General features: G+C 65.9%; 11 protein-coding genes and 1 pseudogene. 2 read left to right on the forward strand and 10 right to left on the reverse strand.

All coding sequences use genetic code 11. The features are described from left to right. Positions 1-214 precede the first annotated feature (214 nt). From ACFVRO_RS05690 to ACFVRO_RS05725, 8 genes and pseudogenes are all read right to left on the reverse strand, one after another. Complete coding sequence (locus ACFVRO_RS05690) at positions 215-931, reverse strand: M48 family metallopeptidase (RefSeq protein WP_386950175.1); 717 nt, start codon at positions 929-931, stop codon at positions 215-217. Continuing rightward, entirely contained in the window at positions 928-4140 is a 3213-nt protein-coding gene (locus tag ACFVRO_RS05695; RefSeq protein ID WP_386950178.1) for a type I restriction endonuclease subunit R, read from the reverse strand. Before ACFVRO_RS05695 ends, ACFVRO_RS05690 begins: the two co-directional genes overlap by 4 nt. After that, entirely contained in the window at positions 4137-5339 is a 1203-nt protein-coding gene (locus tag ACFVRO_RS05700; RefSeq protein ID WP_386950182.1) for a restriction endonuclease subunit S, read from the reverse strand. The genes ACFVRO_RS05695 and ACFVRO_RS05700 overlap by 4 nt, the downstream gene beginning before the upstream one ends. Further along, positions 5336-6349 (reverse strand): virulence RhuM family protein, encoded by a 1014-nt coding sequence (locus ACFVRO_RS05705; RefSeq protein WP_386950185.1) that lies wholly within the window; start codon positions 6347-6349, stop codon positions 5336-5338. Before ACFVRO_RS05705 ends, ACFVRO_RS05700 begins: the two co-directional genes overlap by 4 nt. Then, positions 6342-7859 (reverse strand): type I restriction-modification system subunit M, encoded by a 1518-nt coding sequence (locus tag ACFVRO_RS05710; RefSeq protein ID WP_386950186.1) that lies wholly within the window; start codon positions 7857-7859, stop codon positions 6342-6344. Before ACFVRO_RS05710 ends, ACFVRO_RS05705 begins: the two co-directional genes overlap by 8 nt. Next, the gene (locus tag ACFVRO_RS05715; protein WP_386950189.1) at positions 7856-8449 is read right to left on the reverse strand and encodes a hypothetical protein; all 594 of its coding nucleotides are present in this window, start codon (positions 8447-8449) and stop codon (positions 7856-7858) included. The genes ACFVRO_RS05710 and ACFVRO_RS05715 overlap by 4 nt, the downstream gene beginning before the upstream one ends. Positions 8450-8619: 170 nt before the next feature. Continuing rightward, entirely contained in the window at positions 8620-8958 is a 339-nt protein-coding gene (locus ACFVRO_RS05720) for a hypothetical protein (protein ID WP_386951622.1), read from the reverse strand. A 109-nt stretch (positions 8959-9067) separates the two neighbouring features. Then, positions 9068-9367: pseudogene (locus ACFVRO_RS05725) on the reverse strand (NYN domain-containing protein); the annotation flags it as partial. Positions 9368-9528: 161 nt separating this feature from the next. Here ACFVRO_RS05725 and ACFVRO_RS05730 point away from each other — a divergent pair. Continuing rightward, entirely contained in the window at positions 9529-10488 is a 960-nt protein-coding gene (locus tag ACFVRO_RS05730; RefSeq protein WP_386950192.1) for a hypothetical protein, read from the forward strand. Between the two features lie 92 nt (positions 10489-10580). Further along, complete coding sequence (locus tag ACFVRO_RS05735) at positions 10581-12794, forward strand: ATP-dependent Clp protease ATP-binding subunit (protein WP_386950195.1); 2214 nt, start codon at positions 10581-10583, stop codon at positions 12792-12794. 140 nt (positions 12795-12934) lie between these two features. Here ACFVRO_RS05735 and ACFVRO_RS05740 read toward each other — a convergent pair whose 3' ends face one another. Continuing rightward, a complete protein-coding gene (locus tag ACFVRO_RS05740; protein WP_386950198.1) occupies positions 12935-14128 on the reverse strand; it encodes an alpha/beta hydrolase family protein in 1194 nt (397 codons plus the stop codon). Next, the gene (locus ACFVRO_RS05745) at positions 14125-15546 is read right to left on the reverse strand and encodes a M28 family peptidase (RefSeq protein WP_386950201.1); all 1422 of its coding nucleotides are present in this window, start codon (positions 15544-15546) and stop codon (positions 14125-14127) included. Before ACFVRO_RS05745 ends, ACFVRO_RS05740 begins: the two co-directional genes overlap by 4 nt. Positions 15547-15570: the final 24 nt, after the last annotated feature.

The raw sequence follows: 15570 nt of genomic DNA on the forward strand, positions 1-15570 counted from the left end.
CGACCGCGGTCGCATGGAGCCTGGCGTTCTCGCCTGGCGGCCGCGGTCGCCGAGACCCCCTCTGTTCGTCGAAACCCCCAGCTACTCACGCGAGTGGCTGGGGGCTTCGGCGATAGGAAGGGGTCTCGGCGATCGTGCACCGGTGGCAGGGGGTCTCTGCGATATCCGGGGGTTTCGGCGCTATCCGGGGGAGAGCGATGGACTGGATGCAGCACTACATGAGCGCGCGCTCCAGCCGCGCCTTCCGCTCCGCATGGTCAGGCAATACCGAGGTCATCAACTCCCAGAACTCGCGTCCGTGATGCGGCACGACAAGATGGGCGAGTTCATGGGTGATCACGTAGTCGATCGCCTCAGTCGGTGCGCGGACGAGTCCCGGGTTGAGACTGAGGCGACCGTTCGCAGACATCGACCCCCAGTGAGTCCGCATCGTTCGGAGCTGCACGGACGTGGGCGAGATAGCCCGATCGCCGAAGCGCGCCATGCACCCCGGCAGCTGCCGCGTGAAGACGTCGTGGGCGCGCTCGCGATACCAGGCGAGCATCATGCGTTCGATGGTCACGCTGTCGCTGAAGTCGACGCCGTCGAGCAGCAGAAAGCCCCCTATGAGTCGAATCCGCTGCGGAAGCCGTTCCGGTTCTCCGATCCGCAGGCGGTACTGTCGGCCGCGATAGAGGTGCGTTTCTCCGGGCACCCAGCGGCGATCAGTGGTCCGCGGCCGGAACTGGTCGAAATAGCGGCGCTGAGTGAGGATCCAGCGCCCGCGCTGACGTACGCGGTCCGCGATCTGATCCGGCTTGGCGTTCATCGGGGCGCGAACCGTGATCACGCCGTTCGGCGCGACTGCGATGTCGAGCGTGTCGCGGTTGGTGTGCGTGACTTCGTAGTCGATTCGGGCGTCACCGTAGTCCACGGTGTGCTGTGCGTTCACGGGAATCTGGCCCTGGCGATGCTCATGACATCACCGCGGATGGATGCTTCATCAGAAGGGGTCAGCGAAACACCCTTGGCTCCTTCGACGTCATCCCACAGGTAATCATCGATGGCGTTGAGCAGAGTGTTCTGGGCTTCGGCGTTGATCCAGAATCCGACGATGTGATGATGGCGCACGAGCTTGATGAGGTCGACGGCGATACCCGCGACGACGTCATGGGTGACCTGCCCATCGTCGATGGGGAAGTGACGAACGATCGATTCGTAGATCGCGGACGCGTCGTCCTGATGGGCGATGATCGCCGGGAGCGTGGTCTCGCGCCGCCCGCTGATCACCGCGTCGCGCAGCTCAAGGATCTGTTCGAGGTACTCGACTTCGCTCAGCCGGTGCGCCCGGTGGGCGTCGATGGCGTCCTGGATCAGCTTCGCGAAGCGCTCGTACCTCACCGGATCCTCCTGCAACCGCGCCGAGATGTGTTTCGTGGTGGCACTGGCGATGCGGTCAGCCCGGGCGGCGGCGCTCTGCCCGTGCGCTTCTGCCACTGCGCGCACGGCGGCCGAGTCGCCGAGTTCGAGTTCCGGGATTAGCACGGCGGATGGCAGCGCGGTGAGGTGGTCGTCGAGCAGCTTCCTGATCTTCGGCTCGTAGTCGCGAAGGTCGACCTTCTCGTTATAGCGCCATTGTGCTGACGACCTCAGGCTGACGAAGCTCTTCCAGTCGCGCTTATATGCCTCGAGCCGCTCGAGACTGATCACCTCGCCGACCTTGTCGCTTGAGAGAGCGATGTGCAGGGTCCGGGTGAAGGCGGAGAGCAGCGCGTAGAAATCCTCGCGACGGTCTTTGGCCTCAAGGTGCTGCTCGAGTGCTTCCATGTCGTCGCGGCGGATGCCGGTGAACAGCGACCACACCGCCGACCACCGCGCGTCCAGATGCGTGATCTCCTCGCGCACGTCGACGACGGCCCCCATCAGGTCGTCCAGGTCGAAGCCGTCCAGCGCGGAGTAGGTGTTGAGCGCATCCCTGAGCTCTCCGAGCAGGCCCTCGTAGTCGATGATGTGACCGAAGTCCTTCGGCGGATCCTCATCATGGTCGGGCTCGTACAGACGGTTGACCCGGGCGATGGCCTGCAGCAGCGTGTGCTCACGCAGACTGCGGCAGATGTAGAGCACGGTGTTGCGGGGGGCGTCGAAGCCTGTGAGCAACTTGGAGACGACGATGAGGATCTCGGGGCCGTTCGGGCCTTTGAAATCAGCGACGACCTGCTGGTTGTATCTCGCTTCGCCGCCGTAGCGTTTCATCGCGTCATCCCAGAACCGCTGCACGAGTTCGCGCGACTCGCGGTCGCCCGCTTCGACGTCCTCCTCGTCACCCGGTGCGGAGATCATCACCTCACTGCGGACGTGGCCGATCTCGTCGAGCACGTGCTGAAACCTGATCGCGGCGGCCTTGTCTGGTGCGATCAGCTGTGCCTTCAGCCCCGTGCCTTGCCAGTGCATGCGGTAGTGCTCGGAGATGTCGAACGCCTTCGCCCGGATGACCTGCCCCGCACCGGAAAGCACGTCGGCACGGGAGAACTTGCGCTTGAGGTCGACCTGCTGCTCGGGCGTGAGACCCTCGCAGATCTTGTCGAACCAGGCATCGATCACCGTCTCGGCGATCTGCTGCTCGACCATGCGGCCCTCGTACAGCAGTGGCACGACCGCTTCGTCGCGTTCGGCATCGCGGATCGTGTACTCGTGGATCGGGGAGCCGAAGGTTCGGAAAGTGCTCTTCTCCTTCTTGAGGAGGGGGGTGCCCGTGAAGCCGATGTAGTTCGCATGCGGAAGCAAATGCCGCATCTTGGCAGCGAACGCCCCGAACTCGCCGTGGCGGGCGGAATGACTGCGGTGGCTCTCATCGACGAGAACGAACAGGTTCGGGTCGAGGTCTCGTTCGGACATCCACTTCGACGCATTCTCGAACTTATTCACGATCGTCGTGATGAGCGGTGTCTTCGTTCGAATGAGCTCGGCGAGGTGCTTGCCGCTCTTCGCACGGACCGGTTCGAGCCGACATGACCTGAAGGTGTCGCGGATCTGCTCATCGAGGTCATCGCGGTCGGTGACGAGAATCACCCTCGCGTTCGTGATCGAGGGCTCCAGCTCAAGGGCCTTCGCGAGCATCACCATCGTGAGCGACTTGCCGGACCCCTGGGTGTGCCAGATCACGCCGCCGGGGCGCGTTTGTCCCTGGGTGCCGGAAGTCACCCGGGCGAGCGCATTGTGCACGGCGAAGAACTGCTGGTGCCGGGCGACCTTGCGGATGCCGCCGTCGAAGACCGTGAAGGTACGCACGAGTTCGAGCAGGCGATCCGGGCGGCACAGCGCTGCCAGCAGTCGGTCCTGCTCGCTCGGCGTGCGTGCGGCGAGTCCGTCAAGTTGTTTGTGGGCGGCGGCGCGAGAATCGGGAGCGACGAAGAGCGCGTCCAGTACGGATGCGCCGAGCGGTTCCGAGGTGAAGCCGGAGACGTCGTCATCGCCTTCCTCGCGCCATGGGCTCCAGAACTTCGAGGGCGTGCCCACGGTGGCGTATCTCGCCTCACGCCGGTTGGTGGCGACGAGCAGCTGCGCGAAGTGGAAGAAGGACGGGATCTCGTTCGGACGCTGATAGCGGAGCAGCTGGTGATCGGCCTTCTTGATCGGCTCGGCCGGGCGCTTGCATTCGACGGCGACGAACGGGATGCCATTCACGAACGCCACAAGGTCGAGTCGGTCGGTGTCGGTCGCACCAGTACGGTCGACCGTGTATTCGGCGGTGACGTGGAAGGCGTTGTTCGCGGGCTCGAGCCAATCGATGTAGCGGATGTGCCGGCTCTTTGTGTCTCCGTCGATGGTCTTCGCGACGGTCGCACCGAGCACCAGCTGGTCGTAGATCGCCTGGTTTGTGGCGTTCACTCCCTTGTTTTGCTCAAGCGAATGGAGTTGACGGATCGCCTCGCTCGCGTCGGCAGGATCGACCGGGTACTCCCGACCGCGATACTCGAAGCGGTTGAGCTTGACGATCTGGTCGGCGAGCACATCCTCGAGGATGACGTTCCGCTGCTTCCCCCCGCGCAGGGCGAGCGCCTGCGCGGGGGAGAGCGGCGTGTAGCCGAGCGCGACGAACAGTTGCAGCGCGGGCAGCTGGGACTGCAGCTTCTCGCTCGGGTCGAACGACGGTACGGTCACGGCTGTTCCTCCTCCGGGACGACTTCGGGGATGACGCGGACATCGCCAGTCAGCAGCTTCTGCATCAGGCCGCGCTTCTGGGTGCGGAGCAGCTCGATCTTGCGGTCGAGGAGCGCGATCTCAGCGGTCATCGAGTCAAGGACCTTTGCGACTCGATCCTGTTCCGGCCGCGGCGGTACCGGCACGCGAATGTCGAAGAACTCCGTCGCGTTGATGTTCAGGAGCCCGTTGTTCCTCACTCCCGCGCTGATTCGCTGAGCGAGCTGGCGATTCAGGAGCCCAGCCGAGAAGAGGTGCTCGTAGTAGTTTGCATTGAGTTCGGGGTCGAGGCGGAAAGCGACGTAGACGCTTGGGACGAGTGCGGTGGGCTGCCTGAGCGGGAAGATGCAGCCTTGGGGATAAGTAAGCGAGTTTCCCTTGTTGTAAGCGAATTCTCCCTTGCGTAAGAGGGTGTAGGTCTCTGCGCTCTTCCCCGCCATGTCACGCCGGTACTTGTCAGCTTGCGCAACGAAACCCGACTTCGCGGAGATGGTCATGACCAGGTGATCACGTCCGTCGTTCTTTCTCACCACTCGTTCAGTCACGCGTCCTAGCGTCACCCGCGGCCAATTCTCGGAACTGAGCAGGCGCTGAAGGGCGTACCGGAACCGTTTCTGCTTCAGCGAGGAGAGAGTTTCGGTTGTCCCGATCGCTTTGTCCCACACGCGGAGGATCTCCGCGATCTTGCGTTGCTCGGGGAGCGAAGGTGTGGGGATCGTGACCGTGCGGAGAGCGCCTATGGAGATCTCACGAAGGGCGCTGCCCCTTGAAAGAGAATCGATCTCGCGCCGCACGTGTGTAGATGAGAGGACCTGGTGCACGAAGTGCGGATCGTGTTGGGCAGAGACTCGCAGCCGGGCGACGCCGCGCGAAATGTTAGCGCCAGTGAGTGATTCTGGCACCAACGCACTCGATCCTATCTCTCCTCTGAGAGCGATGAGTATGTCCCCTGCGATGAGTGACGAGCGGCCATACGCGGCCGCGATCTTGTCAGTGGTCCTGTCAAGATGCGCGGGGTCGAGAACACCGCCGATGTCTCGCGTCTGGACGAACGGCACCCCGGCGCTGACATTTTCACCTGGCTGCACAATGCCATAGACAATAGGGGCTGTCGCGATAGTCGCGAGCGGAGTGAAGGGCTGCGTTGTATGCCAGCTCATTCCGCCTCCCTCCCCAGCGCCTCGATCGCCGCGAAGTCCGCGGCATCCGCAGCCTCCGCCTCCGCCCGACTACGGGTCGCGTCGAACTCGATGTACCGTCGCTTGGCGAGCGCCTTAGCGACCGCCATCTGGAGATGCCCGGCGTTTGCTAGCACACCTCGGTCGTTGAACGTGAGGAACGCGTCGAGACGGTCGCTCCATTCGGACATCGTCATCGTCTTCCGTCGCTTCGCCTGATCTTCCGCGAAGTCGAGGTACATCGTGACGATGCGGTTGAGTTCCGATACCTCTTCCTCCGCGAGATAGTTCTTGCCGATGGCGACATCGCCTTTGCGCACGATCGTTCCCGCCCAACTCGTGAGACCCATGTTCGGCGCATCAGCCTTGCTCCGCTCCGAGATGAGTTCAGCCGCCGTCTTGCCGGTGACGGCCCAGAGCATCTTGTTCTGCACCTTCTTGAAGAACTCGCGTGCGGCCTCCGACGATGCGTCGTAGTCGACTGCGGTCGCATACAGATCGCACACCTTCTGATAGAACCGCTTCTCGGAGGCGCGGATGTCGCGGATGCGCTCGAGCCACTCATCGAAGTAATCCCATTGCGGAGCATCCTTGAGCTTGGCGTCGTCCATGGCGAAGCCCTTGACCAGGTACTCGGAGAGCACCGTTGTCGCCCATCGCCGGAACTGCGCACCCCGGGCAGAGCGCACCCGGTAGCCGATGGCAAGGATCATGTCGAGGTTGTAATGCCGAACGGTGCGACGCACCTCACGACCTCCCTCGAGCTGAACCTGTAAGTAATCGTTACAGGTTGACTCCTCATCGAGGTCGCCTTCGGCACAGATCGAGGTGATGTGTTGCGTGATCGCCTGCGGCGTCACCTCGAACAGTTCTGCGATGCCGCGCTGCGTCAACCACGCCGATCCGTCGATCGCCCGCAACTGCACGCGCGCGAGACCGTCTTCGCTCGTATAGAGCACGATCTCGCCCGCTACGTCCGACGAGTCAGTCATTGAGTCCCAGCTCCTTGAGATAGCCCGCCATGCGCGCGCCGACCTCGACGAGTTCGGCCTCGACCTGTTCGATCTCGCGTTGCACGGCGACGATGTCGATCTCGGGTTCCGCCTCGAAGGTGTCGACATAACGGGGGATGTTGAGGTTGAAGTCGTTCCCGGCGATCTCCTCCCGCGTCGCGCGGTGCGAGTAGCGCTCGATCTCAGCGCGGTCGCGATAGGTCGCGACGATCTTGTCGAGATGGGTGGTGTCGAGCAGGCTCTGCGATCTCGCTGGCGTGAACTCTCGGCTCGCGTCGATGAACAGCACATCATCGCGGTCAGCGTTCGCGCCACCCGCCTCACGCGAACGATCGAAGATCAGGATCGCGACAGGGATCCCCGTGGTGGTGAAGAGATTCGCGGGCAGTCCGATCACCGCGTCGAGCAGGTTCTCGTCGATGAGCGATCGGCGGATGCGTCCCTCCGCGGCTCCGCGGAAGAGCACGCCGTGGGGCACGATGACCGCAACCCTTCCGCTCTGGGGCTTGGCCACCTCGATCATGTGCGTGATGAACGCGTAGTCGCCCTTGCTCTTCGGCGGCACCCCACGCCAGAACCGCCTGTGCGTGTCGGCGGATGCCTCCTCAGCGCCCCACTTATCGAGCGAGAACGGGGGGTTCGCGGCGACGACGTCGAACTGACGCAGTCGGTCGTCCACGAGAAGCGTCGGTGCGGTGAGGGTGTTTCCCCATTCGATGAAGGCAGCATCGTTCGCGTGCATGAACATGTTCATCCGGGCAAGCGCCCACGTGGCCCCGTTGACCTCCTGGCCGAACAACTGATAGTTGTTCGTTCCCACCTCCCGAGCCGCCTCGATCAGAAGCGACCCGGAGCCGCACGCCGGATCGAAGATGGTGTCGCCGGGCTTTGGGGCGGCGAGTCGGGCCAGAAGGCGGGAGACGGACGCCGGGGTGTAGAACTCGCCGGCTTTCTTTCCGGCATCCGACGCGAACCGCGAGATCAGATAGATGTACGTCTCGCCGATGATGTCTTCATTCACGCGAGACGGTCGAAGGTCGAGCTCGGGCTTGTGAAAGTCCTCGAGCAGATGCCGCAGGCGCCGGTTGCGCTCCTTGATCTGCCCCAGGTTCGCCTCGGAGTTGAAGTCGATGTTGCGGAACACCTTGTCGAGCTTCGCTTTGTTGGCCTCTTCGATTGCTTCGAGCGCGATGTTGATGCGTTCGCCGATGTTGTCGGCCTTGCGGTTCTCGTAGAGGTCGTAGAAGCTCGCGCCGTCGGGGAGGGGAAAGCGCTCGCGGCTCAGCTTCACCCCGATCTTGCGCGCATCCCCTCGGAGTTCGCGCTCATACTGCTCCTTGTGATCGATCCAGATGTCCGAGATGTACTTCAGGAACAGCATCACGAGGATGTAGTCCTTGTACTGCGTCGCATCGACGACACCACGGAAGGTGTCGCACGCGGCCCAGGCCGCGTTGTTGATGCGCTGCTGTGTGACGGTGTCGGTCATCGAGTGGTCCTGTCGGTGTCGGATGCCGCGGCGGCACGCCGCGAGTACTGATCGAGGTGTGCGGAGTTCAGGGTGTGGCGGAGGTCTGAGAGGCGAGCGGACAGGCGATGCTCGTGCTCGCTGAGGGCTGCGGCGGTTGCGATCGTTCGCTGCTGCTCGATCGGCGGCGCGGTGATGGGTAGCCGCCCGAGTACGTCGCGAGGAATCATCTTGACACTCGTGCCCATGGATTCGGTCGCGAAGTACCGCTGTGCCGCCGGGCGGCCAATGAACCACGCGAGGTAGGCGGGATCGATGTCGGGGGCTGGGGTCAGGATGAAGAGCGGTGCGATCGCGGCGACGGGCTCGTCGAGATCGCTGGGAGCCCAGGCACTCCAGAACGGCCCCCGGGACCGGACGACCAGTTCGCCGGGGGCGACCAGGTGGGAGGACGAGGCCGGAGTGGACATGCGGGAAGCGTTCTCGCGATCAAACTCTCCACGTGGCGAGATATCGCCTTGCTGGACGGTCAGGAGGCCGTCAGGTGCCTCCGCGAGGCGTGAGCGCAAGGTCATTCCTGAGCGTATGGTGCACATATCGCCGAGGATCATTCAGAAACAGTAGCAGTATGTACGTACTGATGATAGTGGCAAGAGCTCTCAGTAACTCACATACGGTGAGTTTGAGTATACTTCGCGAGGTTGTCGAATTCGAGAACGGGCAGCCATCAGGGGGTGGATGTCGGGCCGGGTCATGCCTGCTTATCTACCCGGACCCAGAATCAATCGCGCAACGCGTAGCGCTCAGGATCGGTGAGTGTGAAGACGCCGAGCTTGTCGGACAGGTCTGCCAGCGTTGCGCGGTCCAGCTCGCGCGGGATCGACGGCCGAGCCGCCTGCACCGCGTCGACCTGTGTGGGTGCGGCGACGAACGAGCGATGTATGGCGACCCTCCGGCGCCCGAGCTGTATGCGGGCGTCGGGGGAACGGCGACCGGCGGAGCCGATGGTCGAAGTCCGGGGGCGGGGCAGGAACCGGCCGCGGTGCTGATGGCTTGGCTGCGGGAGGGATGCCCGAAGAAGCCGCAGCGGCGGACTGCGTCGGTCGGCGTACGCTGGCATCGAGCGCAGGCGGCGGCACTTCGAGATCGTCGGCGGTGCGGAGCAGATGCCTGCTTACCGCGTTCGCGATGCCAGCGGCATGGAGTACGGCCGACACGATGACGGTCGCCCCGAGATCAGGCGCCTGCTCGACCGTTTCAGTCAGGTCGTCGTCTCCCGAGACCAGGACGATTGTGCCGACCGCGTTGTTCCGAGCGAGGGTGACCATGTCGAGCCCGATACGCAGATCGACGTCTTTCTGCTGGCCGTCGACTCCGAAACGGCCGAGCCGGAGTCTGACGTTCGGGATGGTTCGATGTCGTCCTGGGGCTGGTTCGGGACGCCGTTGTCTGCGGCGTCGCACCAGTTCTCCCGGAGCGCGGGTGAGTGGGTCGGGCTCGGGTGAGCAGATGTCTGAGGGGAGGTCCACACTGTGCAGCGAGTCGACGATGGTCGTCGAACGGAAACGCTGGAAGGCTTCTCATGTCCGATCAAGATGCACGTCAGGGCGTTATAGGATCGACGCTCTCGCGGTCTGACCGCTGGCTCACGGTCGTCCTGGGGCTGATTCTCATGGCTACATTTGTTCCCATGCCGTTCGCCTTCGCCGGTCCGGCGTCGCTGGTGACCGGGGTTCCCTATGCCGAGAGCATCAGCGGGGTCGCCGCGGCGCTGTCCGGCATCGTCGACGACTACTACGCGATCCTCGGCGTTCTAGCGACCGTGCTCGTGGCGCTCGCGGCGGCGACGAACCTCGGCATCGCCGAACGGATGCTCGGCGATCGCGCACGTCTCATCGTGCTCCGCTGTGTGGTCATATGCGTGTTCCTGATCGCAGGACTGTCGGCGTCTCAGATCTTCACCGCGATCATGCAGCCGAGTCGAGCGGTGGACGCACTGGTCGGCGCTGTCGTGGCCTGGGTCTGCGTTCTCGTCGCGCAAACCGTGACCGGGGCGGCCAATGCCGGCGAGCGCGCGAGGACCGCTCGCAAGAACTGGCGGCTGCGTCGGGATCGCGCCGCGGATTGTGGCGTTCGTCGGGGGCAGACCGTGCAGGTGCGGCCGCAGGTGATTGCTGAGGCTGTGCTCTGGGTGGGGCCGTTGATGCTCTGGGCTGCGATCGCCGGCTTCCTCACTGTCTCCATCGACGTGCCGGAGGTCACGCGCGGGACGCTGATCCTCATCGCAATGCTGCTGTATTACGGCAACGTCGTCTTCACCCTCGGGTGGAGAGCGACCGCTGACCTCTCGGATACCGCGCGCTCACGCAGCTGGATGCGATGGTTCACCGGTATCGGAGGCATGCTCGTCAGTGTTGTCCTGGGACTTCAGATGGCGATGGTGAGTCCTGCGCTCGGATGGACCCTGATTCTTTTCTCGGCCACGCACCTCTGGTTCCTGATGGCGATGTTCTCAAGGGCGAAACCGGGAGCTGTAATCCAGCGCGCGGCGACGATCCGGTCGCTGCGGCGGGCGCGGGCGAACAGCGACCTGCGCAAGAGGCTCGCAAAGAATGAAGCCCGGGAGCTGATGTCGGAGCAGCAACGCTAGTCAGGGAGGCCTTGAGGTGATAAAGTTGAGTCAACACCACTCAACTTTGATCCATGACGGATCCGCCAGAAGGAGACTCCCCAGGAGGACGAATGACCACCCCTCAGACCGAAGACCAGCAGTCCGCACTCGAGCAGTTCGGGATCAACCTCACCGACCGCGCCCGCCAGGGCAAGCTCGACCCCGTGATCGGCCGTGACAACGAGATCCGCCGTGTCAGCCAGGTGCTCACCCGCCGCACCAAGAACAACCCGGTGCTGATCGGCGAGCCCGGCGTCGGCAAGACCGCCGTGGTCGAGGGGCTCGCCCAGCGCATCGTCGCGGGCGACGTCGCCGAGTCGCTCAAGGACAAGGAGCTGGTCTCGCTCGACATCTCCGCCCTCGTGGCCGGAGCCATGTACCGCGGCCAGTTCGAAGAGCGTCTGAAGAGCGTCCTCAAGGAGATCACCGAGTCCGACGGGCGCGTCATCACCTTCATCGACGAGCTGCACGTCCTGATGGGCGCCGGCGGCGGCGAGGGATCGGTCGCGGCATCCAACATGCTCAAGCCGATGCTCGCCCGCGGCGAGCTGCGTCTGATCGGCGCGACCACGCTCAACGAGTACCGCGAGTTCATCGAGAAGGATGCCGCGCTCGAACGCCGCTTCCAGCAGGTGTACGTGGGCGAGCCGACCGTCGAGGACACGATCGCGATCCTCCGCGGGCTGAAGGGCCGCTACGAGGCGCACCACGGCGTCACGATCTCCGACAGCGCCCTGGTCGCAGCCGCCGCGCTGTCGAACCGCTATCTGCCCGCGCGTCAGCTGCCGGACAAGGCGATCGACCTGATCGACGAGTCGATGTCGCGCCTCAAGATGGAGATCGACTCCTCGCCGGTCGAGATCGACCAGCTCAAGCGCCAGGTCGACCGCATGAAGCTCGAAGAGCTCGCCCTCAAGCGCGAGAAGGACGCCGCATCGAAGGAGCGCCTGAGCGCCCTGCGCGAGCAGCTCGTCGGCATGGAGAAGCAGCTCGCAGGGCTCGAGGCGCGGTGGGCGCGCGAGCGGCAGGGGCTGAACCGCGTGGGCGAGCTGAAGAAGCAGCTCGACGATGCGATCACGCAGCGCGACCTCGCCATGCGCAACGCCGATTACACGAAGGCGTCGAAGCTCGAGTACGAGACGATCAAGCGCCTCGAACGCGACATCGCGGAGGCCGAGCAGGCCGAGGCCACGACCTCGACCGAGCCCCGCATGGTCAACGAGCAGGTCACCGACGAAGACATCGCCGCCGTGATCGCCGCGTGGACCGGCATCCCCGTCGGCCGCTTGATGCAGGGCGAGAGCGAGCGTCTCCTGCACCTGGAGTCCGAGCTGGGCAAGCGCCTGATCGGGCAGAAGGATGCGGTGAAGGCCGTGTCGGATGCCGTGCGCCGCTCCCGCGCGGGCATCAGCGACCCCGGTCGCCCGACCGGCTCGTTCCTGTTCCTCGGTCCGACCGGTGTGGGCAAGACCGAGCTGGCGAAGGCCCTCGCGGACTTCCTCTTCGACGACGAGCACGCCATGGTGCGCATCGACATGTCGGAGTACGGCGAGAAGCACTCCGTCTCACGCTTGATAGGGGCGAGCCCCGGTTACGTCGGCTACGAGCAGGGCGGTCAGCTCACCGAGGCCGTGCGGCGTCGCCCGTACAGCGTGATCCTGCTCGACGAGGTCGAGAAGGCGCACCCCGAGGTGTTCGACGTGCTGCTGCAGGTGCTCGACGACGGGCGTCTCACCGACGGCCAGGGCCGCACGGTCGACTTCTCGAACGTCATCCTGATCCTGACGTCGAACCTCGGCTCGCCGATCCTCATCGACCCGATGCTGTCGCCCGACGACAAGCGCGAGCAGGTCATGGCGCTCGTGCGCCAGGCGTTCCGGCCCGAGTTCCTGAACCGCCTCGACGACATCGTGATGTTCTCGGCGCTGAGCGAAGACGACCTCGCCCAGATCGTGGAGCTCACGGTCGACGCGCTGCAGAAGCGGCTGCACGATCGCCGTCTCACGCTCGCGGTCACCCCGGATGCGCGGACCTGGCTCGCCGAGCGGGGCTACGACCCGGTGTTCGGTGCACGTCCGCTTCGCCGCCTCATCCAGAGCGAGGTGCAGAACAGGCTGGCGACCGCGCTGCTGTCGGGCAATGTGCACGACGGCGACACGGTGCGCGTCGACATCGCCGCCGACGGGACGGGCCTCGTGCTCACCGCAGAGACCCCGGAGCCGCCGGCCCCTGGCGCCCCGGCATCCGACGACGACGTGATCGAGGCCGAGCTCCTCGACGACTGAGCGCCTTCTCTCTCGCCGGCGTGGTGAGGGATCAGAAATGCCGCTGCGGAGGCCCTCCCAGCGGCATTTCTGATCCCTGTGCCGGGTGGACGGGGCGTTTCAGCTCGCGCGGCGACCGGGATGAAACACGGCGCGCAGTGTCAGGAGAAGCGGGCGGCGATCCAGGCGGCGGCGCGGGACGGGGCGTGCGACGGATGCATGGTGCCGGAGTGGTGGGTCGGCCACCACGCGGAGGTCAGCTCGACCCCGTCCGCGCGATAGCGGCGCAGCAGCCGCGCCGTCAGGGGAGCGGGCGCGACCTCGTCGAAGCGCGCGGCGTCGATCCGCACGGGAGCACGGAAACCGGAGAGCGCCGCGACCTCGTTCCGCCGGAAACTCTCGGCCAGGCGCGCGAACAGCTCATCGCCCGACGCCCCGCCGATGCGCCCGGGAGCGAGGCCGCCCCACGAGGCGGGGGCGGCGAGCTCCGTCAGGCACAGACCGTCGAGGTCGGGCCACAGCTCCGCCGCGCGGGCGCCGAGACCGTCGGCGGCGATCAACTCCCGCATCCGCTCGTCGGTGGTCGCGGCCCCGCGCAGCATCAGCGCGATCAGCGCCGACACCACCCCGGATCCCGCGAAGCGCACGCCGATGCGGCGGGACAGGCCGATGCTGAGGTCCATGCGCGTGACCGGGGCGAACGCCGCCGTGCCGAGCAGCACCGCACCCGGCACCGGTGCCCCGGATGCACCGACTTCGGACGCACCGGCACCGGCCGCATCCGCACCGGACATACCGGACGCACCCGCGCCCGACGCACCCGCGCCGGACGCACCCGCGCCGGACCCACCGGCACCGGCACCACCCGCGCCCACCGCACCGGCACTGGACGCCGCTCCATTCACCTCACCCGACGGGACCGACGCGTGCAGCGCGGCCACGGCGCCCTCGGAATGACCGGCCGCCACCCACGCGTCGCCGAGGTCGGCGTCGAATGACGCGCGCGCCCGCACCATCGCGTGCATCGACTCCGCCAGGGACGCGCCGATCAGGTACGGATGGATGCCGGGGCCGCCGATGCCCTCGTAGTCGGGACGCAGCACGGCGATGCCCCGCGCGACGAGCATCCGGCACAGGGCGTCTCCCTGCGACATCCGCCGCCACTCCGGATGCTCGGGGCTTCCGATGCTCGGCGCCGACCGCAGCGAGCCGCCCGTCGTCATGTGCCCGTAGACGACGACGGGTCGGCCGCCCGCGGGCGCAGGCCCGTCTGGAACGTGCAGCAGCCCGGTCTGCTCCTGCACCGAGCCGTCGATCCCCGCGGCGGGGAAGGTGACGACGCGACCAGGGATCACCAGCGCCCCCGCGGCAGCCTCCGCCGCAGCGCCGTGGGCATGGTGCCCAGCATCCGTCCGTCCCGCCTGTCGGCGTCATCGACGAGGTCGGCGAAGAAGCGGGCGACCGGCACCAGCTGCGCGCGATCGATGCGCTCGATCGTGTCGGCGTCGTCGTAGAGGTACAGGGGGCCGGAGATGAGGCTGATCGTCGGCACTCCCGAGACGAACGTGAACGAGGCGTCGGTGGGGATGCCGCCGGCCGCGAACTCCAGCATCCCCGCGCCCATGAGACTCGTGCCGTGCAGGCGATGGCGCCGGATGCTGCGGGCGATCCGCCACGTGAAGGCCGGGTTCACGTTCACGAAGATACCGCGCGGCTCGGTCTCTCCCGTGCTCTCGAAGCCGCCGTCACGGCCTTCGACGGCCCGCAGCCCGATGTGCTCGATCGTGGCGTTGAGCACGATGTTCCACGGGGAGTCTGGCGACAGGACGTAGCGTCGGGCGAACTCGCGGTGCGCCTGGTACCCGGTGAAGTGCGTGTCGAACGTGACGAACAGCAGCGTCTTCTCGCGCACGATCCCGGATGCCGCGGCGGCGCCGTAGTGCTCGGCGAGCGCGATGACCTCGGCGGTGCCCGAGGCGTCTTCGACCGCGCCGGGGCCGATCGAGTCGTGGTGCGACTGGATCATCACGGCATCCGTCGTGCGTCCGGGGAGGACGCCGATCACGGTGCGCGACACGACCTCCTCGCGCGTGATGTCGAGGGTGAGCCGTGCCGCGGGGTGCGCGGCGAGGAGCCGCCGCAGCCGCGCCCCCTCGGCGCGCGTGACCCAGGCGCCGGGGAGCGTGAACAGCGTCCGCCGGTAGTACTCGTTGTGGTAACTGCGGGAATCGGGATAGTCGCGCAGCACCCCGATCACGCCCACGGCACCAGCCGCGGCCGCGTCGGTGATCGTGCGGGCGAGGGACGTGACGTAGGGATTGCGGCTGCCGAGCACCTCGCGGCGCATCACCCGACGGCCGGGGTCGTGCAGGTACATGGTCAACGGCAGCGAGTGCGCCACCGTCATGTCGAACGTGAGGTCGAACAGCACGATCGCCCCGCGCACGTCGTGGCGCCGCACCCGGTCGGCGCCGATGTCGACCACGCGCGCGTCGATACGGTGCTCGGCCGTACCGGTCCAGTCGTGCGCGGCGAGTCCGGAATGCAGGATCGGCGAGCAGGCCAGATCCTCGTCGCCCACGCGGATGCTGCAGGCGTCGGCCCTCCACGAGAAAGAGGGAACCTCCATCACCTGCGTCTCGAGACCCGCCCCCGCGAAGCGCTCCGAGACGTACGCGGCAGCGGACTCGCCGCCCGAGGTCCCGGTGGCGCGCGGTGCCATCGCGACGAGATCCTCGATGCTCGCCATGATCGACTCTTCGCTCATACCCATGAGGTGAGGCTAGGGAGAACCACG

Source organism: Microbacterium sp. NPDC057944 (assembly GCF_042887445.1).
Lineage (GTDB): Bacteria > Actinomycetota > Actinomycetes > Actinomycetales > Microbacteriaceae > Microbacterium > Microbacterium natoriense.